Source organism: Parapedobacter sp. (genome assembly GCF_035556095.1).
GTDB lineage: Bacteria > Bacteroidota > Bacteroidia > Sphingobacteriales > Sphingobacteriaceae > Parapedobacter.
Map to the genome: position 1 here is coordinate 1 of NZ_DATMFT010000001.1, position 25,439 is coordinate 25,439.

Sequence of the window (25,439 nt, forward strand, 5' to 3'; positions counted from 1 at the left end):
TCGGCAACAACATCGCGTTCGGGCTAGACACGGTCGATAGCGATGCGGTGGAAAACGCTGCACGTCAAGCCGCTGTGTATCATAATATTGCCGCATTCGAAAAGGGCTTTGAAACCACCATTGGCGAACGGGGCATCACGCTGTCCGGTGGCCAGAAACAACGCGTTTCAATCGCTCGGGCACTCATCAAAAAGCCACAAATTCTGATTTTCGACGATTGCCTATCAGCGGTAGACACCAGAACCGAAGAAGAAATCCTCCGGAACCTCAGCGTGGCCATGGCCGGCAAAAGCGCCATCTTCATTGCCCACCGCGTTTCCACCATCAAAAATGCTGATCACATCCTGGTGCTAGACCAGGGCAGGGTAATTGAGCAGGGCAATCACGAGGAATTGCTGGCAATGGGCGGTAGCTACCACGAACTCTACGAAAAGCAATTGCTGGAAGAAGCGGTATAAAAAAAACCACCAGCCGCATCTGACTGGTGGTTCCCTTAACTTTTATGAATTAGCGATTAGGCTTCCTTACCGCCATCAAGTTCGTCTTGCCATTTCTTCAATTCGTCAAACTTACCTTCGGATGCAAGTTTTGCTTGGGCTGGCCACGTATCGGTTACAGCTGTATTGAATTGATCACCGGCTTCTACCAACGTTGCTTTCAGCTCTTCCGCAGATTTAGCCGCTACGCTGGCAAAATCAGCCAAGCCTGCTGCTACGAGCACTTCGGCAATTTTGGGGCCGACCCCTTCGATAACCGTCAGGTCGTCCGCTTTGGTTTTCACTGCCTTTTTAGGCGCCGCTTTTTCTTTCTTTTCCACCGGCTTGCTTTCAGCTACAGCAGGCGCTGTTTCCTTGGCAGCCTTTTTCGCTACGGGCTTTTCTGTTTTGGTAGCAGCTTTTGGTTTGGCCGCAACCACAGTTTCTTCCTCAAACGGCAATACCGAAACAAATGATTTGTTGTTGGCTTTCTTGCGGAATACAACCTTGCCATCGATGAGCGCAAACAATGTATGGTCTTTGCCCATACCCACGTTCACATCGGGGTGGTGTTGCGTACCCCGTTGGCGAACGATGATATTACCGGCAATGGCCCGCTGGCCGCCGAATATTTTCACACCTAAACGTTTGCTATGTGACTCACGGCCGTTCTTCGAACTACCCGCACCTTTTTTATGTGCCATGTCTTATCTCTTATTTGTGGTGGGCTACCGCCCAGTTAAACAATCCGGTTTATAATGCGATACCAGTGATTTCGATCTTGGTGAATTGCTGGCGGTGTCCGTTCTTCTTTTTGTACCCCTTGCGGCGTTTTTTCTTGAAAACGATTACCTTATCACCTTTTAAATGCGACAAAATCTTAGCCGAAACCTTGGCACCTTTCACCGTAGGCGTACCCACCGAGAATTTTCCACCATCTTCTGCTAACAATACATTGTCAAATTCAATACTAGCGCCCTCATCTCCTTGCAGACGATGTACAAAGAGCTGCTGGTCTTTTGCAACCTTGAATTGCTGTCCGGCTATATTTACTATTGCGTACATTGTTAATGAATTAATAAATAAATTATCTCTTAAAATTCGAAGCGCAAAGATAGGAGTTTTGTTTTGATATCAAAAACTTTATGCATAAATTTGCAACCCGTTTTAGAACGGAACAGTGTTTATTAATTTTAGATTTTTAAAGGAAAGTATGCAACAGTACGAAACCGTTATCATTCTTACCCCGTTGCTTTCTGAGGAAGTATCGAAAGAGGCCATTGCCAAATTCAAGAACATCCTCAACGAAGGCGGAGCCGAAATTGTCCATGAAGACAATTGGGGTTTGAAAAAATTAGCGTATCCGATTGAGAAAAAAACAACCGGATTCTATCACCTCATCGAATTCAAGGCTCCCGGTGAACTAATCAGCAAACTGGAAATTGAATACAAGCGCGATGAGCGGGTAATGCGTTTCCTGACGATAAAGCTGGACAAGCACGCCCTTGCTTACAACGAGAAAAAGCGCAGTGGTGCGTTCAACAAAAAGGCCGAAACACCCAAAACTGAGGAGGTAGCAAACTAATGGCAAAAGAACAAATCCAATACGTGACCGCTCCCAAGGTGGAGGACACACGCAAGAAATACTGCCGCTTCAAGAAAAACGGTATCAAATACATCGATTATAAAGATGCGAACTTCCTGCTGAAGTTTGTGAACGACCAAGGCAAGGTATTGCCGCGCCGGCTTACGGGTACATCGTTGAAATTCCAACGGAAGGTAGCCCAGGCGGTTAAGCGCGCACGCCACATCGGCCTGTTGCCTTATGTTGCTGATTCATTAAAATAGGGAGGTAAACGTCATGGAGATAATTTTAAAGCAAGACATCAAGAAACTGGGCGAAAAGGACGACGTCGTAACTGTAAAGCCCGGATATGGCCGCAATTACCTCATCCCGAAAGGATTTGCTGAATTGGCTACCCCATCGGCAAAGAAGGTATTGGCAGAAAATATCCGCCAAGCGCAGTTCAAGCAAGAGAAAATCAAGAAAGATGCCAGCGAATTGGCAGCTAAGCTTGAAGGCTTGAAATTGACCATCGGTGCCAAAGCCGGCGAAAGCGGCAAGATTTTCGGATCGGTAAACAGCATCCAAATAGCTGATGCGCTCAAAAAGCAAGGATTTGATGTAGATCGCCGTCGCATTACGTTCGAAGAAGAACCCAAAGTGCTGGGTGAATACGTAGCTAACCTCAACCTGCACAAGGAAGTAAAAGTGCAGGTACCTTTCGAGGTCATCTCGGAGTAACGGCTGGCTGGCGCTACAATACGATAACAACGAGGATGTCTTAATAGGCATCCTTTTTTTGTGCCCGATTTGCGGAAATATAGCGAACCACTTTCCCTTTTTTGCTTTTTAACGAATTTCAACTACTGCCGTATATTGGCTGATTTTCGGAAAAAACAATAACCTGTCTGTCGCACATAGCCCCGGTTTTGGCGTCATCCGGAAACAAAAAAGTACTAAACAAAAAAAGCTGCTCCAAAATATATTGGAGCAGCCTTTTTTAGTAGAGTCAATATGTATAACTACGTGCTAAGACGAATCAACTCCTTCTTAAATTACTTTAATTAACACCGGTTCTTATATCCCACCACATTTGTTTACCCCAAAAACTATCTTCCACCTCAGCGACAAATGCGGCGCTATTTTGGCCGTTCAGGTTCGTCTCGGTGTTCGGGTAAGGGTAACGGAATGGCGGCCTGTTGTGACCGGAGTAAGGGGTACCGGTTGCAGGAGACAATGCGGGCACATCAGTCCGTCTTGTTTCAGCCCAAGCCTCATTGCCATTTTTAAACAGTGCAATCCATTTCTGAAGGTAAATATCGGAAATATCTCCGCTCCAAGCTGCCGGACCGCTTAAATAAGCGTCAGCGTCAGTGATTCCATTTTCTGCCAATGACAACTCCACCCCTTCTTCATAGGCAACTTGTGCACTCGTTCCTGTCGTAAAACCTTTGGCAGCGGCCTCAGCAATAATGAACTTCACCTCTGATGCACGCATAAAGGGCGTGAAGCCAGCGCGGTCATCCCGGAATTTTGCCCCTATCCGCGAGTACATGGTCAATTCAGCGGGAACCAGATCATTCGGTCCTATTGCTGCACCCCGATATTCACCATCTGCGGTTGCCTTCTTTGCGTAAACCGCGAGACGCGGGTCGTCCAATGATTTCAATTGATTAACCAAGATATTACTAACTGCGTGATCGTCACGCGCATTACTAGGGTCGAACTGGTCGCTGGCCCATGGCTCGAAGTAAGGGAGGTCGCCGGGCCACCAAAGCAATGCGTTTTGACTATTTTCCTCGATAATCGGGTACGTACCTTGGTCACCCAATATTTCCTCAATATGTTGCTTAGCCAACTCAGGGTTAACATCGCTTATGCGGATGGCTACGCGTAGGCGAAGTGAGTTCGCAAAGCGCTTCCAATTTTCGGTATCGCCACCATAAATCAAATCCCCAGTACCAAGATCGTCTATCCCTTCTTCATTGAACAACTCAGCTGCGGTTTTTAACCGGTTCAACAACTCCGGATAAATTTCTTCCTGCGTAGAGTATTCTGGGGTAATCACACCCTCGTCTGCCTTAAGCGCGTCAAAAAAGGGTACGTCCCTCCACCGGTCGGTCGTTGTTTGCCAAATCATGCTTTGCACGGTAAGGGCCGCCGCCTGCATATTAGTAGCACCTTCCTCGGCAGCCCTACCGACGACGATTTCCAGGTTCTTCAATTCGCGAGAAGCCTGGGTCCACAAATTCTCTACCGTATTAGGGCGAAAAACGTACTGTGCCTCATCAATATATTGAATCTTGGCCAGATGGCCGGCATACGTCGACGGTTCGTTCATATCCCCCCACACATCGAAGAAGCCAGCGGCATAATCCTGGATACCGAACGCAAGTACATTCGTCATCGGTGCGTCCGTTGGACTATTGGGGTTCGTATTTATCTCCTCGAAGTTCTTTGTACAGGCAGCAAAAGCCAAGGCTGCCAGTCCAAGTCCGAGACTATATTTTATATTCTTTGTTTTCATGATGGTTAAGCTATTAAAATGCAACATTTAATTTAAGGCCTACACTTCTATTCGAAGGGATTTGATAAGTCTCAATTCCTAGACCAGCGTTGCCAACTCCGAACGCCGTTTCAGGATCCACGTTGGCACGGTTGCTTTTATGGGTATAAAGCAGAGCAACATTATTCGCAAATAACGAAACACTTGCTCCTTTTAGCCAAGAATGTCGTTGGACTAAGCTATTGGGGAGTTGGTAAACCAAGTTAATATTACGCAATTTGATATAGCTTCCATCTATAATCGACAACTCGGTTCCTCCACCGTTGTAAGCGGTACTAGTAAAGAAATCCTGCGCAGAAATTACAATATCATTCGGTGTACCGTCCGGAAGAACAACGTCAAAATCCTGCAATACATCGCGACCTATAACAACACCGTTTTCCCGAAGACTTCCTTCGGCTGTGTATTCAAGCACACCGGTATATGCACCGAACATATCCGTTACACTGTAAAAGTCACCACCTTGGCGGAAGTCCAACAAGAAGCTCAATGTCAGATCTTTGTAACGGAATGTATTGTTTATACCACCAACCCAATCAGGGGTAATATTACCAATCACTTGCTGACTCTCAAATTGCAACAGGCCGCTGCTTGGCATGCGCTCGCCGTCTTCATCAAACGTCTCCGGATTCACGATCAACGCGCCGTCATCATTCCTTCTGTACTTTGCGCCGCGGATTAGCCCGAACGGCTCGCCAGGGACTGCCTGAATATTCACACCCCAAGACGTACCAATGGGATAGGTTTGAAGTTTATTTCCGGTTACCGGATCAGTATAAAGCTCATTCACCTTATTCCGATTCAGTGCCCAGTTGACGTCGATATCCCAGCTGAAATTTTCATTTCTTACCGGCGTACCACCTAACTGGATTTCAACGCCATTGTTTTGAATTTCGCCTGCATTGATCATGATGTTACTCGCCCCACCAAACCGGGCGAGGTCTACTGCCATAATCTGGTTAGACGTGATTTTATCATAGTATGTCGCGTCCAAACGAAGACGGCTGTCAAATGCCGCCAGTTCCAAGCCAATCTCGGTGCTACTTACTTTCTCAGGAAGAAGATTCAACGGTGGCAATTGTGGATCAACACGATACAAAGGAATTCCACCAAAAGCAGGATTGACAGCTAAGAACGTTGCTAGGGTCTGGTAAGGATTGGTATCGTTACCTACCTGAGCCCATCCACCTCTTAACTTACCGTAATTCAAAAAGGAATTGCTCATGCCCAATGCATCGGTGAAAACCCAGCTCAAGCTTGCCGACGGATAGAAGTAAGACCAATTACCTTGGGGCAATGAACTGCTCCAGTCGTTCCGTCCAGTAACATCAAGATACAACCATCCTTTGTATCCCAATGAAGCCTGTCCAAACAGCGAATGAACTTGTTTATGTTCAAAACGGTTGGTGGCCTGCGGATTTCCATTTACGTTGGTAATGTTGTAAATGTCCGGAACGGTAAGATCTTCCGCATAGACAATGGTATATTTATACTTATTATCACGAATGTTTCCACCTGCAGTGTAACTCAGGTTGAAGTCCTGTCCCAAATCGCCCGAACCCGTCAGCAGAAGATCAGCGTTCAACTCATTGCGATACATCTCCAGTTGCTTGAAGTTACCATTCGCACCACTTCTATACATATCGATTTGGCGATTCGATGTTCTTTCCTGGCGATTTTCAAAAGAAACATCGTTTCCTACACGGATTTGGGCCTTAATCCACGGATTAAAGGTATATGATCCCAGTGCGTAACCAAAAACACGGTCTTTTACACGCGGTTGCGAAAATATGGAATTTACCAGCGCGAATGGATTGTCGTGGTAAACGCTTATCCAGTTATAGGGCGCGCCGTTCTCAAATGTTTCATTCTGATTTGCTTTCAGGTCTGCCATATCTACCTGACGACCAAACCAGCTACCGATACTATTCATCGGATTGAAGGAGTTGTACCCTTGTCCTACCAGGTTGTCATTGTCAATCCGCACATAATTCATCAATGCTTCTACGTTCAATTTACTGGTCAGGTGTTGGGTTGTGGAGACTTGTATCGTATTCCGTTTTTGATCCGTATTCGGAACGGTACCGTATTGCGTTTGGTTGGTGTAAGAAAACCTGGTGCTTCCTTTTTCAGAATTAGAAGTGAACGCAACGTTATTATCTAACGTATAACCGGTGTTAAAATAGTCTCTTACATTATTGGGATGTGATACCCACGGCGTAGGGATACGATTTCCATTGGCATCAAGCGGACTATTGAATTGGGGAATCATCAAGCCTATGTCCAATCGAGGTCCCCAACTTTCGTCATAACCATCTTTTACACCTCCACCGGCTCCGTCTACATAGCTGAAGCCGTTTAGGGGCGCCCATTCCGCATAGGTACCGGGGCTACCGGCGAGCTTATAATAATATTCGCTACCTAAGTTACCTTGTCCGTATTTATTTTGGAATTTCGGAAGGATATATGGGTTTTCAAATGAAAATCCACCGGAATAGGTCACGCCAATTCCTTGTTCTCCGGTCCCGCCTTTTGTCGTGATAATGATTACGCCGTTTGCCGCACGCGATCCGTAAAGGGCAGCAGCGTTAGCACCTTTCAACACGTTTATGGACGCAATATTGTTCGGGTCCAAATCTTGAATCCCGCTACCGAAGTCAACAGCACTTGTCGTCAAGCTTGTCGAACCGCTTGCCACATTGGAGGCAGAATTGTCAATCGGCACACCGTCGATTACATACAAAGGTTGGTTGTTACCGAAGGAGTTATTCCCCCGCAAAACCAACCGAGAACTCGAACCAACCGCACCACTAGCGCTGGTGACCTGTGCGCCCGCAACCCGACCAGAAAGGTTATTGATTAGGTTCTGATTGGTGTTGGCGGTCAAATCATCCGCGCTTACATCCTGCGTAGCGTACCCTAACGATTTTTTCTCTCTCCGTACACCCAATGCAGTAACGACAACTTCAGAAAGCTCCGAAGCATCGGACGCGAGTTGTATGTTGACCGTGTTGTTTGCTCCAATGGTTACCGTTTGTGAAATATACCCCAACATACTGAATGTCAGCGATTGGCTTCCAGAGGGAACGACGATGGAGTACGCACCGTTGTCATCTGTTGCCGTTCCGGCAGTCGTCCCTGTGACGACAACAGACACACCAGATAACGGGTACCCGTCCGACTCAGCGGTTACGCTACCACTGATTCTCCTGTCTTGGGCATATGCTGATCCAATCAGCAGTACCCCCAGCATAAAGAAACATAGTAATTTTTGTTTCATGTGTTTGTGAATTTGGTTAAAAAATAAAAATTGAGAATAGTAAGAAAAATAACCGCAGCAATCTACTCGCCGGGCTTAATAATAAGTGAATAAAATCCTAACTGGAACGACACCTTAATCGATGTTGTTAGTGATTCGGGAACCATTAACTTCTTTCCGTACATCGCCTTCACCTTCATAGATGCAAGTGCAACAATTTTAAGTCGCAAGAATGGTACAAGTAAGTGTTCAACATTCCCATTAAATCAAAACGATTCATCAGGTAAATGATTTATTTGCAAATAAATCCGGGAAAGAATACCAATCAATGCGTGCTTAAAACAGTGCTTTATGTGTGACTAATTCTATCGCTCCTGCAAAAGTACAATGTTTAGTCATATAACCAAATTATTAATTCGAAAAAAGTTAAAAAATGTTAAGATTATCAGGCAGTTTAGATAAAGATTTTGTTACTTTGGTGGTAAAACGTTAAAGAAAAGCCATGCGTGCAAAAACCATTTCCATCATCGTATTGACCGTGCTGGTTACGGTTATCCTCATGAAAAACATGGACGAAGTCGATTTCTGGATATTCGGCACACGATCCGTTCCAAAACTGGCCGTGCTGGGCACGATGTTCTTTATAGGAGCCGTGGTGGGTTTTTTGGCTGGCAGGCCAAAAAAGAAACTTCATGAGGAGCCCGAAACCAATGACCCTTCATTTGAAGTAAACAAACCACTAAATCAAGACGACAACGACTATATTAACTAGACAGCCGGAACGTAAAGCAATGCAGTTCCCCTTCGTACCGATAAGCCAAATTGGCACGGTGCAATTGGGCGATGGCCTTGGCCACTGCTAAACCAAGGCCAGTGGAGGTGGAGCTCTCCGAGGCCCGGTAAAAACGCGCGAACATTTTTTCGGTATCCAATGGTTTTGCAGACCCAGTATTCGCTATTTCGAAGCCACCGTCCATAATCACGATGCGGATGCGCCCGCCTTCATGGTTATGGACAATCGCATTTTTCAATAAATTCGTAATCAATACATCGGCCAAATCGGCATTGAAAGCCCGTTTCAATGGGGCCTTCTCGACAATCTCAACATCGATATCGCGGTAATGGAGTAGTTCGGAAAAATCGTCGACCTGCTGCCGCAAACGCGCATTGAAGTCTAGCTGCTCGCTGGCAGCAAATTGCCTGTTTTCAATCTTGGAAAGCAGCAACAATGATTTATTGAGTCGTGTCATCCGCTCCAAGTAATGGATAGCGTTTGCTAACTGTTGGGCGTCGTCACCCCGCGACTGCTCAAGCAGCAATTCGAGTTTGTTGATGGCAATCGCCAAAGGGGTTTGTAGCTCGTGCGAAGCGTTCTCGATGAATTGCTTCTGTTGCTGGAAAACAGTAATATTTGCCTTCAGCAGCTCTGCAACGGTATCATTCATATCCCGAAACTCGGTTACCTTCGTCTGCGGCGGATTGAACGTTTTATCCACACCCAACTTAAATGCCCGCAGTTCGTGCTGCAACTGGTAAAACGGGCGCCAGATTTTACGGAGTACCCGGTTATTGATGATAAATGCACTCGCAATCACGGCCACATACAGCCACAACAAGGCATGGAGCAGATCGCCGACCAAGTCCTCACCTTCCACCATGGAGGTGATGATTTTCAATTCATAATATTGCTCATCTGCGGTAGAGAAATAGGTTGTGAGCATACGTACCACCTCGTAATCCTCTTCATATTCCATATACATGGACGTATCGCGGAAGTCTTCGGTCGCCCGGAGGGCCAACTCGCGGGGAATCGGGCGAATGGCATAATTGCTCTCATCAAACCGGTGCTTGTGAAGGAGGGTAGAATCGCGGGTGGCCTTTTTGATGATCAGCATCTTATAGTTTTCGAGTCCATCATCAATGCTGTCGTACACCTCATCCATCATACTGAAATAAAAGACCACCGCCCAGATACTCAAGATGAAAATCAAGGAAGCCGAGAGGTAGAGCAAGGTATGGTTGAGCAGCTTCATCTATACGGTCAGCTTATAGCCCACCCCGTATATGGCCTGAATCTCCAGGTTGGCACCATGACTTTTGAGCTTCTTTCGGAGGTTCTTTATCTGGGAGTAAATGAAGTCGAAATTATCCGCATTATCCATGTGGTCGCCCCATACGTGCTCGGCCAACGCTGATTTGTAGATGAGTCGGTTTTTATTGACCACAAAGAACGAGAGGATATCGAATTCTTTGCGGTTGAGGTGGACATCCGTACCGGCCACACTTAACATACGCGCGTCGAAGTCCAACTCCATGTTGTTCAGTCGCACGACATTGCCTCCGCCCAGTGCCTTGCGTCGTATCACGGCCTTGATCCGGGCATTGAGTTCGGCCAGATGGAACGGCTTCGTCAGGTAATCATCAGCACCAAGTTCAAGTCCTTCAAGTTTATCATCCAAAGAGTCTTTGGCGGAAATGACGATTACATTATCACGTTTCTGCTTGGATTTCAGTGTCCTAAGAAGGTTAAGGCCATTGCCATCGGGCAGCCCGACATCGAGCAAAATACAGTCGTAATCGTAAAGGGATATTTTTTCCGTGGCGGTTTGGAAATCAGGGGCAACCTCTACAATATATTGTTCCTTATTCAGGAATTGGGCGATGTTATCGCGTAACCCTTTTTCATCTTCAACAATAAGCAACTTCATTTCCAGGTAATTTTTGAAAAACAAAGATACCGCGAAAATCTGTAAAAAAGCTGAAGCCCAAAAAAAGCCCATAAGACATCCGTCAAATGGGCTTCAGACAACCTGAGTTGTCGTTAGTCCTTCTTTTTCAAATCATTCTTCACGTCTTTAGCAGCTTCGCTCACTTCCGCACCTACTTTTTTGGTGGCGTTCTTCACATCTTTCGCTACTGCCTTCGATGCGTCCTTTACTTCTTCCTTTGCATTTTTTATGCCCGCCTTTACACCTTCTTTAGCTTCTTGGAAAGTAGACTTGGTTTCTTCGCCCACCTGCTCTGCTTTCGCGCCAATCTCGTCACCAGCTCGTTCCAAGCTGTCCAATGCTGCATCCACCCGCTCGCCTACTGTATGGTCATGGCCGCCGTGGCTGTGATCATGCTCCGCGTGGTCATGGCCATGATGATGGTCTTCACCATCCGTTTGGTTATTGCAAGCGGCAAAAGTCAGTGCGCCAACAAACAATGCGATCTGTGTTATTTTGTTCATCTCTATTAAATTTTAAACGAGCCATTAAGGGCAATAGTTGTACCAAAATCAATACACGCTCCCCTTGGCTGCTTCCAACGTATTCTTCAACAGGCCCACGATGGTCATTAGGCCCACCCCGCCCGGAACGGGCGTAATCCACGAAGATTTCGGGGCAACATGCTCGAAATCAACGTCTCCATATAATTTATAGCCCGATTTGGTGACACTGCTAGTTTCGCGGTTGATGCCGACGTCGATAACAATAGCACCCTCTTTAACCATATCCGCTGTGATGAAATGCTTTTTCCCGATAGCTGCCACCACAATATCCGCCCGAAGCACCTCTTCCTTAATATTCTTCGTTCGGCTGTGGGTTAGTGTTACCGTACAGTTGCCCGGTGTGGTATTGCGGGCTAATAGGATGCTCATGGGGCTACCCACGATATTGCTTCGTCCCACTACCACCGCATGCTTACCGGTGGTATCGATACCATAATGATCCAACATCAACAAAACACCATAAGGGGTTGCCGGGATAAAACAGGGCAAATTGCGTTGCATCCGGCCAAGGTTTATCGGATGGAAACCATCCACATCTTTTCGGTAATCGATGGCTTCGGTGACGCGCTCGGGATCGATATGCTTCGGCAACGGTAGCTGTACAATAAGTCCGTCTACTCCATGGTCCGCATTGAGTTCCCTAATTTTCGCAATCAACTCTGCCTCCGTAATGCTTTCGTCGTAATGGATATTGGTCGATTCGAAGCCGACCAACTCGCAATTGCGCATTTTACTGGCAACGTACGTCTCACTCGCGCCATCGCTGCCCACCAAAATGGCAACCAAATGCGGTCTTCGACCAGCCGATGTTAGAAATGCTGCCGCTTCGCGCTTGATGTCTTCTTTAATTTTCGCTGATACCAGCTTTCCGTCGAGTAGTTGCATATTATTCAAGATTACAGACAACAGACGCTAGACAACAGAAAACCCTCCGGCAACAATCTAGTGTCTATTGTCTAGTGTCTATTAATCTAATTTCAACACAGCCATGAATGCCGACTGCGGAATCTCCACATTACCCACTTGGCGCATGCGTTTTTTTCCTTTCTTTTGTTTTTCCAACAGCTTACGCTTCCGTGAGATGTCACCACCGTAACACTTTGCCGTTACGTCCTTGCGCAACGCACGGATATTCTCACGGGCAATGATTTTTGCGCCGATCGATGCTTGGATGGCTATCTCAAACTGTTGCCGGGGCAACAGTTCTTTTAATTTTTCGCATATTTTCTTTCCAAAGTCGTACGAATTGCTCCGGTGGATGAGCGATGACAGCGCATCAACCGGCTCACCGTTCAAGCGAATGTCCAACTTGACCAAATCCGACTGGCGATAGCCAATTTGATGATAATCAAACGATGCGTATCCCTTGGAGATCGTTTTCAATTTATCGTAAAAATCGAAGACAATCTCGCCCATCGGCATCTCAAATACCAGCTCCACCCGGTCGGCTGTAAGGTACGATTGGTTCACGATGATCCCGCGCTTCTGAATACATAATGACATCACCGGCCCCACAAATTCGGCTTTCGTGATGATATTCGCCTTAATATAAGGTTCTTCGACAAACTCCAACTTACTCGGGTCGGGTAGGTCCGAGGGGTTATGTACAATCACTTCCTCGTGGCTCTTGGTGAGGTAAGCCTTATACGATACGTTCGGAACGGTGGTAATCACGGTCATATCAAACTCGCGCTCCAACCGCTCTTGGATGATCTCCATATGCAGCATCCCGAGGAAACCACAGCGGAATCCAAATCCAAGTGCTGCCGAAGATTCAGGCTCGAAAACCAGCGATGCATCGTTGAGTTGCAGGCGGTGCATGCTCTCACGTAGTTCTTCGAAGTCCTCCGTATCTACCGGGTAGATGCCTGCAAATACCATCGGTTTAACCTCTTCAAAACCCTTGATGGCATCCCTGCTCGGGCGGCCCGTGTGGGTAATCGTATCGCCCACTTTTACCTCGCGTGCTTCCTTGATGCCGGAAATGATGTAACCCACGTCGCCCGTGCGGATAATTTCCTTCGGTACCTGGGTGAGCTTCAACGTGCCGATCTCATCGGCGATATATTCTTTACCGGTGGCAATGAACTTCACCTTGTCGCCCTTCCGGATTTCGCCATTCTCCACCTTGAAGTAAGCCATGATGCCGCGAAAGGAATTGAAGACGGAATCGAATATCAACGCCTGCAGCGGTGCTTCCGGATCACCGACCGGCGGCGGCACGCGTTCTACAATGGCACTGAGGATATCCAGCACTCCCAGCCCGGTCTTACCCGATGCGGGAATGATGTCTTCCCGCTTACCACCGATCAGATCGACGATCTGGTCTTTTACTTCCTCGGGCATTGCTCCTGGCAAATCCATCTTATTCAGCACGGGAATGATTTCGAGGTCGTGCTCAATAGCTAGATACAAGTTGGATATCGTTTGGGCCTGGATACCCTGGGAAGCATCGACGATCAGCAACGCTCCTTCGCAGGCGGCGATAGAGCGCGAAACCTCGTATGAGAAATCCACGTGCCCGGGCGTATCGATGAGGTTCAACACATACTCCTGACCATCCTTGACGTAGTTCATCTGGATGGCGTGACTCTTAATGGTGATGCCCCGCTCACGCTCCAGATCCATGTTATCCAGCAGTTGGGCCTGTGCCTGCCGTTGGGTGATGGTGTTCGTATACTCCAATAAGCGATCAGCCAAGGTACTCTTTCCGTGGTCTATGTGCGCAATGATACAGAAATTGCGGATGTGCTGCATACAAATCGACTTCAAGCGGCAAACTTAGATAAATTTCCTTTATGCACATAAAGAAAATTTATCGATCTCTCCGCCTGCCATAAAGCGCTAGCCTACTATGGGCGGAAACATAGGTTTTTGGCAGGATGTGTACTGGCTATTTCATTGATACCAAAAAAACAAACAAAAAATATCAATATTTTATCTAAGTTTGACATAGTAAGAACAAAGCAAGTACCATGCAATTGGCTATTATTTTAACGAGTAAGTACAGACTGCTGAGCCTGGCGGCCATCGTCGATGTTTTCGAAACGGCCAATCGACTCCTGCGGGAAGACGGAAAACCCAACCAGTACCAGATTACTTTCGTCGGCACAACGGCAACCAAGGCACTTCCCGACGACATCAGCCACATCCCGTATGGGTCAATTACAAACGGACAGTACTACGACCTGATCTTCGTACCCGCTTTCGGGTCAGTAGACCTGGCCCAAACGGTGACGGAAAACAACTGTTTTTTCCCTTGGCTCCATGAGCAATATGCGCGTGGAGCCACATTAGCCAGCAATTGTACCGGCGCCTTCCTGCTGGGGGCTTCGGGGCTACTCGACGACCGGCCGGCCACCACCCACGTAGACGCAGCCGATAAACTGGCCGCCTGTTTCCCGAGAATCCGGCTAACTCGGGATGCCGTGGTGACGCACGACGCCAATATCTATACCAGCGGTGGCGCCACAAGCGGTTTCCACCTCATGCTGGCGCTCATACAAAAACACTGCGGACGGGAAATGGCCGTTCGCTTGGCCAAATTATTTTCCATTGATATGGACCGCGAAAACCAATCCTATTTCGGTCATTTCGCTCCAGCAGAGGCGCACGACGATGAATTGGTGTTGCAGCTGCAACAGAAAATAAAAACCGAATTCAGTGCAATCAGAAGCTTGGAAGAAGCCATCGTGGATATCCCAGCGAGCAGGCGAAATCTGGTAAGACGCTTTAAACAGGCCACAGGGATGACCCCTATACGATACTTGCAGCGCACCAAGATAGAAGCCGCCAAAAAACTGCTTGAAAACACGGAAAAAGGGTTGCTCGAAATCATGTTATCCGCAGGATACAACGACATGAAAAACTTCAGGCAATTGTTTAAAGACAATACAGGCATGACGCCGAAGGCCTACCGGGATAAATTTGCCATGCGGTTCGACCCGATTATATAAATGATTAAGCGAAACTGAAAAAGAGATGATACGGATAGTGATATGCTTCGCCATAACAGCGTTCTTTATGTCTACGGCCCACGCTCAGATTAAACCCGGCGAGGAAAAAATCGTGTTTGATTTACCTGCCGAATACCGTTGGAAAAGCAAGAAAATACCGAAAGATACCAAGGGCATTCGTGGCACAGCCTATACCATAAGGGGTAGCAAGGCCGATAATGCGGCCGTAAAACAGGTCACGGTTACTACCATAGACCGACGATATTACCCCATGAAAGCCGAAGGCACGCCGGAGGAAAAATGGACGTACGAGAAGGCCGGCTGCCCCGATGCGGCGCTGGAAGTGGTTGACAAAAAAGTGGAGGAAGGTCGTACAGCCATTCTTTATGCGATTAAATCAACCAAGTTGCTGGATAGCCCTTGCGGATCCACCACCCTGCTTACCTACGTTGCCGAAGGTCCGACCGCATTTCATACCGTCGAATTGGCCATCCCTGAGGAACAACTTACGGCAGCACTATACCAACAATGGTGCGACGCATTATTAACCAGCCGCATCGAATAAGCCATCGCGCGGCGCTTGCACCCTGCACGTCAATGCAATAAAATGCGTTCACCGCGTTTCGCAGATTCCCTCGCGGCATGTAAAATCTCTACGACAATCAGGTTGTTGGCGAGCGACGATAAATCCATATGGTCGTTCACATCCCCCTGCAATACAGCTTGCAGGTAGGAAAGATGCCCATCGAAATACCCTTTCACCAGCGGAATATCGACCTGCTCCTTGGGACTGGAATGGAGCACCAACGTGTTCGCATCGACCGCGTGTAACGACGTTTTCTCACCATATACAGTCAAATCCTTGATGCTATAAGGCCAGTCCCAAGACGCTTGGATAATACCCGTGGTACCCCCTCGGTATTCAAGAATGATCGTAGCGTCATCATCCACCATGGGATATAGTGCTGGTTTCAGCTGCCTAGTCACCGCCGTCACCGCAATTGGGCGCTCCCCATTCATCAGCCAGGTCATTAGGTTAGCACCGTAGCATCCGAAATCAATCAATGCGCCACCACCATTTTTTTCCGGATCGGTGAGCCAACTCAGGAAAGCCTCACTGCAACCGATTTCCCTCGGACCCTGGTGCCCATCTTTTACCATAATTTTCTTCAACTTACCGACTTCTCCCCCGTCTACCATTCGCTTTAAGGTTTGGTTACTTCCATACCACGTCGTTTCATAATTCGTGAACACCTGCGTACGGTATTTGGTGGCCAATTCGGCTATCCGCCTCGCGTGCTCGTTCGTCGCGGCCAACGGCTTCTCCACCATCAATGGTATTCCCAAAGGCAAACATACCTCCGCCGCATCCACATGTTCCGAAATCGCATTGTACGCCAGCACGATGTCAGGCCGTATCGTTTGTAGCATATCGTCCACGGTTTTGAAAAACAATACGTCATCCAGTTTATACCGCTCCTGGTAGTGTACCACCAATGCTTGGTCGGATTCTGCAATGCCCAAAATCTCCACAGCCTCCTGTTGATAGGCATTTAGCAAGGTGTTTACATGATCATGGCTCAATCCAGCCACCGCCACTTGCAAACGCTCTCTCGCCGATACATGGTTAAAAAACAAGGTCAGTAGCATCAAAAGTAGACCGGGAACGCCACAGGTTGGCACCATCATTGTATTCATCTTCAGGCAACTGTGAATGGTTTTAAAAAATAAGCTCATATGAAGTACCAAGTATAGGCAAAAAAAACGGAGTTAAAACCTACTTAGCCAGATAATTTAATAGATATTTCCTATGTTTACACCAGCAAAATTATTGCATATGAAAACCATAAATTATTGCGTACTAGCGGCCTGCATAAGTGCATCGGCCATCTCAACTCAAAGCTGCAAGCCGAAACAGGTGGTTTTGCAACCGGCTGCGGAGGTAGTGGAACGGGAAACTACTCCTGAGCGCGTGGTTTCGGAAACACCTAAGGAGGCGCCAAAAGAGGCCCCGAAAACCGTCGAACCTGTCGCCCAAACGCCGCCAAACTACGACTTCAGAAACATCCAGTTCGAATACGACTCGCACGTATTGAAAACAAACTCCTATGCCATTCTCGACCACATTTCCAGGGAAATGCGCAAAGACACCAAAGCGAAGTTCATCATTGACGGCCACGCCTCTATCGAAGGTACTGCCGAATATAACATGGAACTATCTATCGACCGTGCCAACGCCGTGAAGCTTTACCTCGTCAATTCGGGCATCCCGGCAGATAACCTCACCGTAAAGGGCTACGGAGCTACACGGCCAACCGCATCGAACGACACTGAAACCGGGCGCGCACAGAATCGAAGGGTAGAAATCAAGCACGTGAATTGAGGGGATGTCAGAACTGAAATATAACCAGCGTGGCGTATCCGCTGGCAAAGAAGACGTTCACAATGCCATAAAAGACCTCGATAAGGGATTGTTTCCGAGCGCCTTCTGCAAAATCATACCCGATATATTAGGGGATGACGATACGTGGTGCAACATTATGCACGCAGACGGTGCAGGAACCAAGTCATCGCTCGCCTATGTGTACTGGAAAGAAACGGGTGACCATTCCGTGTGGCGAGGTATCGCCCAGGACGCGGTTGTGATGAACCTCGATGATTTACTTTGCGTGGGTGCCACCGATAACATCCTGCTGTCCTCCACCATTGGCCGCAACAAGAACCTCATCCCCGGTGAGGTTATCGCTTCCATTATTAACGGCACCGAAGAAATTTTGGCCGAACTCCGCAAACTAGGTATCGATATCCATGCTACCGGTGGGGAAACCGCCGATGTAGGCGACCTCGTACGAACCATCATCGTAGACAGCACCGTTACTTGCCGGATGAAACGCGCCGACGTGGTTTCAAACCACCGCATAGAAGCAGGCGACGTCATCGTTGGGCTAGCTTCGTACGGCCAAGCTACCTACGAACAAGCTTATAACGGGGGTATGGGTTCCAATGGGCTGACCTCCGCACGGCACGATGTATTCAACAAAACCATCGCAGAGCGGTTTCCCGAAAGCTACGACCCCGCGGTACCCTACGAACTGGTATTCGCCGGCAGCAAGGGGCTTACGGACACCATCGAAATCCCCGGCCACGGCTCGACTACCGTGGGTAAGTTGGTGCTCTCCCCCACCCGCACATACGCCCCCGTCGTTAAGCAGGTACTCGACAATTACCGCCCGCAGATACACGGGATGGTGCATTGCAGCGGAGGTGCCCAAACCAAGGTCTTGCACTTCATCGATAACCTCCATATAATTAAAGATAACCTGTTCGACATCCCCCCCCTCTTCCGGCTCATCCAAGAAGAATCGGGTACGGACTGGCAGGAGATGTATAAAGTATTCAACATGGGGCACCGCATGGAGCTCTATGTACCGGAGACCATAGCAGCCGACATTATCCGCATTGCAGGTGGATTCGGCATCGCCGCACAGGTCATCGGTCGCGTAGAAGCTGCTCCTACCAAGCAGGTTACCGTAAAATCGCAAGTTGGCGAATATCATTATTATTAATGGCAAATAAGCCCAAAACCATCGGTTGGAAAGAGGTCGTCGACTTGCCCGATTTAGACATCTACGGCGTGCCGGCGAAAGTAGACACCGGTGCACGGACATCCGTATTACACTGTAGCCATATCCAATTGATAAAAAAAGGACGTAAACAATTTGTCGAATTCCGACCGTTGGACGGTCATCGCCTGCCGCCCTCCGGCACCTATACCCTACCATTTCATAGCGAACGGAAGATAAAGAATTCGTTTGGGCAGGAAGAAAACCGGTACATTATCAATACGACCGTTTCCCTCTTCGGTGAGCCGCACCCTATTGAAATTTCGTTGCGCGACCGGTCGGGCATGGAATTTCCAATGCTGCTCGGCCGCAGTTTCCTCCGCAAGAAATTCATTGTAGACGTATCGCGGTCAAATTTATCCGGCAAAGCCATTAGCCATAAGGAATAAGCGAAAGCAAGTTATATAGCACACGTGAAAATAGCAGTATTATCGACAATCAAAAGCCTGTATTCCACACGCAGGCTGGTGGATGCCGCCGTGTCGCGCGGCCACGAATGCGTCGTGATCGACCATGGCCAATGCTATGTGGGTATTCGCCAAGGGCAACCCAGCATCCATTACAAAGGTCAGCACCTCACGGATATCGATGCGATCATTCCGCGCATCGGTGCCTCCGTTACCTTCTATGGATCAGCCATCGTGCGACAGTTTGAAGTGATGGGCGTGATATCAGCCAATCCCAGCCAAGCCATTACCCGCTCACGCGACAAGCTTCGCTGCATGCAAATCCTCTCCGGCGCTGGCCTTGGCATGCCCATTACCGGTTTCGCACGGCGCACGCACGACGTGGACGACCTGATTAAAATGGTGGGTGGCCCACCGCTGGTCATCAAACTGCTCGAAGGTACACAAGGCATTGGAGTCGTTCTAGCCGAAACCAAAAAGGCTGCATCATCGGTCATCGAAGCATTCTATGGGCTGGGCAACAACATCCTCATACAGGAATACATCAAGGAGTCGCGTGGTACGGATATCCGTGCATTTGTGGTAGACGGCAAGGTGGTAGGTGCCATGCGCCGCACCGCCAAAGAGGGCGAATTCCGGTCTAATCTACACCGTGGAGGTACCGCCGAGGTGATGAAATTGAACAAAGCAGAACGCGAAACCGCCATCCGTGCAGCAAGGGAACTAGGACTTACCGTTTGCGGCGTGGACATGCTGCCCTCAGATCGCGGACCGCTGGTGCTTGAGGTCAACTCATCGCCCGGATTAGAGGGCATCGAAAAGGCGACCAACAAAGATATTGCCGGCACCATCATCGCTTTCCTCGAAAAGGAATATATCCTCAAACAGCAGGCAAAGAAAGAGCGGAAAGTGAAAGCAGGGCAGAAACTGTAGCTAAACGTCAGGTCACTCTCACGTCCCTGTTTTCCTATTAGCTATTTAAAACAGCTGATATAGTATCGTACTTTATAGTGTATTTTATCGTATTTTCATCGTAAATCTATCGTATTTTTATCGTATTTAATACGATGAAAATAGCATATATAATCGAATATTATACTTAATAGCGTAGTAGCTGTAGTTTATTTGTATCCTAAATTTATCTTATTTACTTAAGAAATAGGTAGTGAACTGAATGGCGGCTAGTAAGTCACGGATTACCTGCTAACCGGTACTTGGCCCGACTATTTCAAGGTTGATTGGCGATTGTCGAGGGATAACACTATATTTACCGACCTAAACATATCATAACCATGATAGACAGTATATTAGGTGCAATCCATTGGAATACCAGTCCAGAGATTTTTAGTATTGGCAGCTTTGAAGTCCGGTATTATACCTTGTGCTTCTTGTTAGCTTTCATCAGTAGCTACATTCTGATGCTTCGCATTTTCAAGCGCGAAAATAAGTCGCAGGAGTTACTGGATCAGCTAAGCATCTATATTTTCGTGGGTACATTGCTTGGTGCTCGGCTGGGCCACTGCTTGTTCTACGAATTTGACTACTATAAAGACCACCCTTTGGAAATGATATTGCCGTATACCTTTGATGCCAACGGCAACTTCATGCTCACTGGATTCCATGGGTTGGCCAGCCACGGCGGCGCACTCGGCATATTGGCCGGTATTTTTCTCTTCTGCCGCAAAACGAAAACCGGCTTCCTTTGGATTACGGACCGGCTGGTCATCGTCATCCCCTTAGCGGGTGCATTCGTGCGCATCGGTAATTTCTTCAATTCCGAAATTATTGGTTTGCCGTCGGACCTCCCTTGGGCCGTCGTATTTGAACGCGTGGATACAATACCCCGCCACCCCGCCCAACTGTACGAGGCGATATGCTACATCATCATCTTCATTATCTTGTGGAATATTTACCACCGCAAGCCACAACTCAAGCCCGGCTTTCTTTTCGGTATATTCTTGATACTCCTTTTTGGTGCCCGGTTTGCGTTGGAATTTTTGAAAGAGAATCAGGAAGCATTTGAGGAGGGAATGAGGTATAATATGGGCCAGTTGCTAAGCCTTCCCTTTGTTGCGTTGGGCATATACCTGCTACTCAGGCCGCACAAAGGGAGTTATAACAAATCGGAGACACCTCCAAAACGGTAGTTGATTCCAATCTCGTGCGTGTTGTTTCCGATGCGCCGGTTCAATGGTTCGTCGCTCGGATTGAACTGGTAGGAATAACCCAAGCCTACCCCACCGAAGTTAACTTGTGCCATAGCTGCGATGTCACCATAGCTCCGTAGGTTCATTCCGATTCCGAATACGTCTTTGATGAAAACCAGTGCCGAGATATCTACCTGTGGTCTCAGGTTGTCTGCATAAGTTACCAATAACGAGGGGCGGAACTGAAAATCCGTGCTCAACGCGAATAGCGCTCCGGCGGTCAAATGGTACTGATTGCGGAAGTTATAGCGGTGCTCACTACCGACCCCCAGACTGCCTAGCATTAACCGCGGAAGCGAAAGTCCAACATAATAGCGGTTCGGCCGATAAAGCATCACACCGAAACCGATCAGTGCGTCGGTCTCCTTAACATCCTCCCTGAATGCGGGGTCCATCGGATCCAACTGGGAAAAGCGTCCATCGAGGTAGCCGATGCCCGCATTGAGCGACAGCCCTACGTATTCTATCGCTGAGATGCGGACGCGCTTTGCGAAGAATGCACTTGCTTCGGTGAGGCGCTCCAGGGCGAGGCTTTCGTGCCGCACTTGGAATCCTGCTGTGGCACCGAAATGCTGAATCCCCAGATGCCCGCTGCCCCAGAAAACCTGTGGGGCGCCCTCCATACCCAGCCATTGGCGCCTACCCACTACATTCACTTCACCATCCATGTGCATCAAACTCGACGCGGGGTTCATCACCGTACGCAACGCGCCATGCTGAGTATGGGTCAACGCGTGTTGACCGGATGCGGTAATGGATACTCCTAGTATCGCCACCGCCGTTATCAATAGATTACGTTTCATATTAGCCCCTCTCTTGTTCGCTAATACCGCGAGACGAAATATCCCATTTGATGTTCCCATTTCCCATGGACTTTCACTTCAACAATATAAAAATAGGTGCCTGCAGGTAGTTTCAACTGACCGGTGCTGATGCCGCGGAATGCGACTTTGTCGTTGTCATAGCCGCTAGCCTCCCATAATACTGTGCCATTGCGATTCACTACGGTAACCCGGTTCTCCGGGTAATCGCGGATACCTTCTATAATTAACCATTCGTTGATTCCATCACCATTTGGCGACACGGCTTTGTGTACACGGACGGGAAAATCGACCGATGCATCGACAATGCGTACTGTTACCGTAACCGGATCCGCCGGCAGGTAATTCGAATCGCCCGCCTGTGTCGCAGTGATTTGGACAGTGCCCAAACGATGGATATTGAGGGTGGTTCCCGTCAACGTGGCGGCCAACGTATTATCCACCGCTAGGGTAACCGGAAGCCCACTGGTTGCGGCAACGTCCAACGGGATGCTACCGATGGTTCGATTTATTTCCGCGGTAGGCGCGTTGAAGTTTATGACCTGATGGGCCTTCATAATGGTCAAGGTAGCTGCATGGTACCTGAACAGGTAATTATCCGATATGCCCCCTTCAATCGAAACAGCGTACGTTCCCGGCGTGCTTGCCGATGTAGCTTCACTCCTCGCTTCAGGCTGGCGTGTCAATGATGAGACATCGTCGTTGTTTACAAAACCGCTATACAATAACTCAAACACGGGGTCGTCCTCGCCATAGACACGGCTCGCGTCGGCAACGGAAACATCCAGCATCGCCCGCGAAACGTGGAGCGGACGGGCAACCGGCACTGTGGCCGCGTATTCCTCGTTGCCATATTGCGTTGCCGTGACCAATACCTCTCCGGCACCGTGGATATGCAGTTCGTTGCCATGCTCGATGGTTGCGAGTGCTGTAGGTTTCCCTTCGGGGTCAGTAACGGCATAGGTAACCTCCAATCCGCTGCTGCTCGTTGCATTCAATAAAATCGGATTTTGCCCATAAGACACTTCACCCAAGGTATCGAAATAAATGTCTTGAGGCTTATTAGCTACCACCAGCATACCTAGTGACACGGAACGCTCAACCCCGCCGCCGGCAACAATTCCGTTTGCCTGGATAGTGTGCCTACCGATCGCCAGGTTGTTTGGAAGTAACAAGCTGCCTTCAAAAGATCCATCCGGGCGCACATCGATATATCCCAGCACTTGCGGATCGGAAAACACATATACCGTAATTACCGTCCCTGGTTCGAAACCGCTGCCGCTAACGTACACACTTGTATTTGTCCCACGGACCATGCGAATGATGGCATCTATTTCCGAAATAGATATCCGGTTGCCGTTGACACCTATTGTGGCCAACTTAAACTCAAAATCTCCGCTGCTTAACCTCAAATATTCCGAATCCACAACCTCGAGTGTTACCGTCTCTACCTCACCATTGGTGATGACCGCAGCTTCGCCTAGCGGTGGATTAGGCAGTTTCCCTTCATCGAGAACAGGCGCAGTGGGTATGACATCCGAAACGCTTTCACTGAACGGGCCAGCGCCCGCGTCATTCGCAGCAGCCACGCGGAAATCATAAGGACGATTATTCTGCAAGCCAATTACCACAGCTTGGGTAACCGTAGCGGGTATCTGGTCGGCCACTACCCAAGTCTGGCCATTGTCAGGTGAAAACTGGATAACGTATTCCATTACTGGCTGTCCATTGTCGGGCGGTGATTGCCAGTTTAGGGCGACCTGCTTATCCCCCGCTGAGGCGGAAAGGTTGGTCGGTGCCTCTATGGCTCCCCATACGATGCGACCAACGGTCTCAGCACTTGCCGTTTCTACCACGTAATGAATGGCATCCGCTCCATGCAATACAAAGTCCTTAACCCGCACGGGAATATTTTCGCCAGCCTCCGTTTGTTCGTAGCTTGCCGAACCGGAAACATAAACGTCATCATCCCCCAACACGCCGTGCAACAGATAGTTTCCAGCTGAAAGTTCGGCATAGGGCACACTATCATAGGTTTTCCTGATTTCCGGAACGGCGCTCAACGATACAGTGAGGGGCTTTGGCCTGATCGTAAAGGCATTGTTATCACCGTCAAAAGTGATTTCGTAATTACTTGCTTTAGCACCCTCGAATTCAAGAACGACCGAGTAAGTCCCCGCACCTTCACCTACTTCGCGGGCGGTATTCGAAACGATATCGCCGAGGTTATCGGTCGCTGCTAGTACAGTGCCTTCACCAAGCGAATATAGGTAATTGGTTGGGTTGTCGTCACCGTACACCTTGCTTTGTGCTTCAACCGTTAACGTGATTGGACGGGGATGTACTACCAATGCTTGGTGAATCGTAACTGGCTCGTAATTGTCCGTATCGTCCGGCGTGAAGGTTACCGTGAGCGGGTGGCCGGTGCCGGCTTCCAGCACCGTGCCCGCCGCAGGGGCATAGGTCAATTGCCCATCAACGTCAGCTTCCGCGTTCAGTTGCGTATCGTCCAGGGCCGTGCCGTAGGTGATGGCTGCGGGCGTGGCCCACATGATCACCGGTTTGGCTTTCTTGACGTCTATCGTTACCTCGGCGGTCACCTGCTCGTAGTTGTCCGTATCGGCCGGTGTGAATGTGACCGTAAGCGGGTGGCCGGTGCCAGCTTCCAGCACCGTGCCCGCCGCGGGGGAATAGGTAAACAGCCCAGCTACATTGGCTGTTGCGTTCAATTGGGTATCATCTAAAGCCGTACCGTAGGTGATGGCCGCTGGGTTCGTCCATGTGATGACGGGCGCTGCCTTTAACACATCGATGGTCACTTCGGCTGTCACCGGCTCGTAGTTGTCCGTATCTTCCGGTGTGAATGCGACCGTAAGCGGGTGGCCGGTGCCGGATTCCAGCACCGTGCCCGCTGCGGAGGAATAGGTAAACAGCCCGGCTACATCGGCTGTTGCGTTTAGTTGCTTTTCGTCCAGGGCCGTGCCGTACGTGATGGCCGCTGGGTCGGCCCACGTGATCAACGGCGTGGCCTTCCGTACATCGATTGTTACTTCCGCCGTTACCGATTCGTAGTTATCCGTATCTTCCGGTGTGAATGCGACCGCAAGCGGGTGGCCGGTGCCGGATTCCAGCACCGTGCCCGCCGCAGGGGTATAGATCAATTGCCCATCAACGTCAGCTTCCGCGTTCAGTTGCGTATCGCCCAGGGCCGTGCCGTAGGTGATGGCGGCGGGGTCGGGCCACGTGATCAACGGCGTGGCCTTAAGTACGTCAATCGTCGCTTCGG

The 25,439-nt window shown here is 48.9% G+C and carries 24 protein-coding genes; 12 read left to right on the top strand and 12 right to left on the bottom strand.

Features of this window, described 5'->3' with window-relative positions:
- The coding region (locus tag VNQ80_RS00005; protein ID WP_325635056.1) for an ATP-binding cassette domain-containing protein at positions 1–458 on the top strand (458 nt) is incomplete at its 5' end.
- Between the two features lie 56 nt (positions 459–514).
- Here VNQ80_RS00005 and rpmA read toward each other — a convergent pair.
- Together rpmA and rplU are read right to left on the bottom strand one after the other, a co-directional pair.
- Positions 515–1,180, bottom strand: coding sequence for a 50S ribosomal protein L27 (gene rpmA, locus VNQ80_RS00010; protein WP_325635058.1), 666 nt, complete (start codon positions 1,178–1,180; stop codon positions 515–517).
- A gap of 49 nt (positions 1,181–1,229) precedes the next feature.
- A complete protein-coding gene (gene rplU / locus VNQ80_RS00015) occupies positions 1,230–1,541 on the bottom strand; it encodes a 50S ribosomal protein L21 (protein ID WP_325635060.1) in 312 nt (103 codons plus the stop codon).
- A gap of 148 nt (positions 1,542–1,689) precedes the next feature.
- On the opposite strand from rplU, the gene rpsF reads away from it, so the two are divergent.
- From rpsF to rplI, 3 genes are read left to right on the top strand one after another with little or no spacing between them, the layout of a single operon-like run.
- The gene (gene rpsF, locus VNQ80_RS00020; protein ID WP_325635062.1) at positions 1,690–2,061 is read left to right on the top strand and encodes a 30S ribosomal protein S6; all 372 of its coding nucleotides are present in this window, start codon (positions 1,690–1,692) and stop codon (positions 2,059–2,061) included.
- Positions 2,061–2,324 carry a 30S ribosomal protein S18 gene (gene rpsR, locus VNQ80_RS00025; protein ID WP_262246340.1) on the top strand — a complete coding sequence of 88 codons (264 nt, stop codon included), beginning with the start codon at positions 2,061–2,063 and terminating at the stop codon, positions 2,322–2,324. Before rpsF ends, rpsR begins: the two co-directional genes overlap by 1 nt.
- 13 nt (positions 2,325–2,337) lie before the next feature.
- On the top strand, positions 2,338–2,781 hold the full coding sequence (gene rplI, locus VNQ80_RS00030) for a 50S ribosomal protein L9 (protein ID WP_325635067.1): 444 nt from the start codon (positions 2,338–2,340) through the stop codon (positions 2,779–2,781).
- Positions 2,782–3,100: 319 nt separating this feature from the next.
- On the opposite strand, the gene VNQ80_RS00035 is transcribed toward rplI, so the two are convergent.
- Together VNQ80_RS00035 and VNQ80_RS00040 are read right to left on the bottom strand one after the other, a co-directional pair.
- Entirely contained in the window at positions 3,101–4,567 is a 1,467-nt protein-coding gene (locus tag VNQ80_RS00035) for a SusD/RagB family nutrient-binding outer membrane lipoprotein (RefSeq protein WP_325635069.1), read from the bottom strand.
- Positions 4,568–4,580: 13 nt separating this feature from the next.
- Positions 4,581–7,886 (bottom strand): SusC/RagA family TonB-linked outer membrane protein, encoded by a 3,306-nt coding sequence (locus tag VNQ80_RS00040; RefSeq protein WP_325635071.1) that lies wholly within the window; start codon positions 7,884–7,886, stop codon positions 4,581–4,583.
- 481 nt (positions 7,887–8,367) lie between these two features.
- Between VNQ80_RS00040 and VNQ80_RS00045 the strand changes: the two genes are divergently transcribed.
- Positions 8,368–8,637, top strand: coding sequence for a hypothetical protein (locus VNQ80_RS00045; RefSeq protein WP_325635073.1), 270 nt, complete (start codon positions 8,368–8,370; stop codon positions 8,635–8,637).
- On the opposite strand, the gene VNQ80_RS00050 is transcribed toward VNQ80_RS00045, so the two are convergent.
- The 5 genes from VNQ80_RS00050 to lepA form a co-directional block, all read right to left on the bottom strand.
- Positions 8,630–9,898, bottom strand: a complete 1,269-nt coding sequence (locus VNQ80_RS00050; protein WP_325635075.1) for a HAMP domain-containing sensor histidine kinase — start codon at positions 9,896–9,898, stop codon at positions 8,630–8,632. The two genes, VNQ80_RS00045 and VNQ80_RS00050, sit on opposite strands and share 8 nt — an antisense overlap.
- Entirely contained in the window at positions 9,899–10,573 is a 675-nt protein-coding gene (locus VNQ80_RS00055; protein ID WP_325635077.1) for a response regulator transcription factor, read from the bottom strand.
- 113 nt (positions 10,574–10,686) lie between these two features.
- A complete protein-coding gene (locus VNQ80_RS00060) occupies positions 10,687–11,097 on the bottom strand; it encodes a hypothetical protein (RefSeq protein WP_325635079.1) in 411 nt (136 codons plus the stop codon).
- A gap of 48 nt (positions 11,098–11,145) precedes the next feature.
- Positions 11,146–12,024, bottom strand: coding sequence for a bifunctional 5,10-methylenetetrahydrofolate dehydrogenase/5,10-methenyltetrahydrofolate cyclohydrolase (locus VNQ80_RS00065; protein WP_325635081.1), 879 nt, complete (start codon positions 12,022–12,024; stop codon positions 11,146–11,148).
- 81 nt (positions 12,025–12,105) lie between these two features.
- Positions 12,106–13,896 (bottom strand): translation elongation factor 4, encoded by a 1,791-nt coding sequence (gene lepA / locus VNQ80_RS00070; RefSeq protein ID WP_325635083.1) that lies wholly within the window; start codon positions 13,894–13,896, stop codon positions 12,106–12,108.
- Between the two features lie 218 nt (positions 13,897–14,114).
- Here lepA and VNQ80_RS00075 point away from each other — a divergent pair, with 218 nt between their 5' ends.
- Positions 14,115–15,095: a GlxA family transcriptional regulator gene (locus VNQ80_RS00075; protein WP_325635085.1), complete on the top strand. Its 981-nt coding sequence runs from the start codon at positions 14,115–14,117 to the stop codon at positions 15,093–15,095.
- A 25-nt stretch (positions 15,096–15,120) separates the two neighbouring features.
- Positions 15,121–15,660: a hypothetical protein gene (locus VNQ80_RS00080; protein WP_325635088.1), complete on the top strand. Its 540-nt coding sequence runs from the start codon at positions 15,121–15,123 to the stop codon at positions 15,658–15,660.
- 29 nt (positions 15,661–15,689) lie between these two features.
- Here the strand turns inward: VNQ80_RS00080 and VNQ80_RS00085 are convergent, their stop codons facing one another.
- Complete coding sequence (locus tag VNQ80_RS00085) at positions 15,690–16,793, bottom strand: Gfo/Idh/MocA family oxidoreductase (RefSeq protein WP_325635090.1); 1,104 nt, start codon at positions 16,791–16,793, stop codon at positions 15,690–15,692.
- 139 nt (positions 16,794–16,932) lie between these two features.
- Here VNQ80_RS00085 and VNQ80_RS00090 point away from each other — a divergent pair, with 139 nt between their 5' ends.
- The 5 genes from VNQ80_RS00090 (at position 16,933) to lgt (ending at position 21,272) form a co-directional block, all read left to right on the top strand.
- Positions 16,933–17,478, top strand: coding sequence for an OmpA family protein (locus tag VNQ80_RS00090; RefSeq protein ID WP_325635092.1), 546 nt, complete (start codon positions 16,933–16,935; stop codon positions 17,476–17,478).
- Positions 17,479–17,482: 4 nt separating this feature from the next.
- Positions 17,483–18,661, top strand: a complete 1,179-nt coding sequence (locus VNQ80_RS00095; protein ID WP_325635094.1) for an AIR synthase related protein — start codon at positions 17,483–17,485, stop codon at positions 18,659–18,661.
- Positions 18,661–19,107 (top strand): ATP-dependent zinc protease, encoded by a 447-nt coding sequence (locus VNQ80_RS00100; RefSeq protein ID WP_325635096.1) that lies wholly within the window; start codon positions 18,661–18,663, stop codon positions 19,105–19,107. Before VNQ80_RS00095 ends, VNQ80_RS00100 begins: the two co-directional genes overlap by 1 nt.
- Before the next feature lie 24 nt (positions 19,108–19,131).
- Positions 19,132–20,058, top strand: a complete 927-nt coding sequence (gene rimK, locus VNQ80_RS00105; RefSeq protein ID WP_325635098.1) for a 30S ribosomal protein S6--L-glutamate ligase — start codon at positions 19,132–19,134, stop codon at positions 20,056–20,058.
- 359 nt (positions 20,059–20,417) lie between these two features.
- Positions 20,418–21,272, top strand: a complete 855-nt coding sequence (gene lgt, locus VNQ80_RS00110; protein ID WP_325635099.1) for a prolipoprotein diacylglyceryl transferase — start codon at positions 20,418–20,420, stop codon at positions 21,270–21,272.
- Here lgt and VNQ80_RS00115 read toward each other — a convergent pair.
- Together VNQ80_RS00115 and VNQ80_RS00120 are read right to left on the bottom strand one after the other, a co-directional pair.
- A complete protein-coding gene (locus tag VNQ80_RS00115; protein ID WP_325635100.1) occupies positions 21,239–22,135 on the bottom strand; it encodes a PorP/SprF family type IX secretion system membrane protein in 897 nt (298 codons plus the stop codon). The genes lgt and VNQ80_RS00115 overlap by 34 nt on opposite strands.
- A gap of 20 nt (positions 22,136–22,155) precedes the next feature.
- On the bottom strand, positions 22,156–25,439 hold a 3,284-nt coding region (locus VNQ80_RS00120; protein ID WP_325635101.1), incomplete at its 5' end, for an MBG domain-containing protein.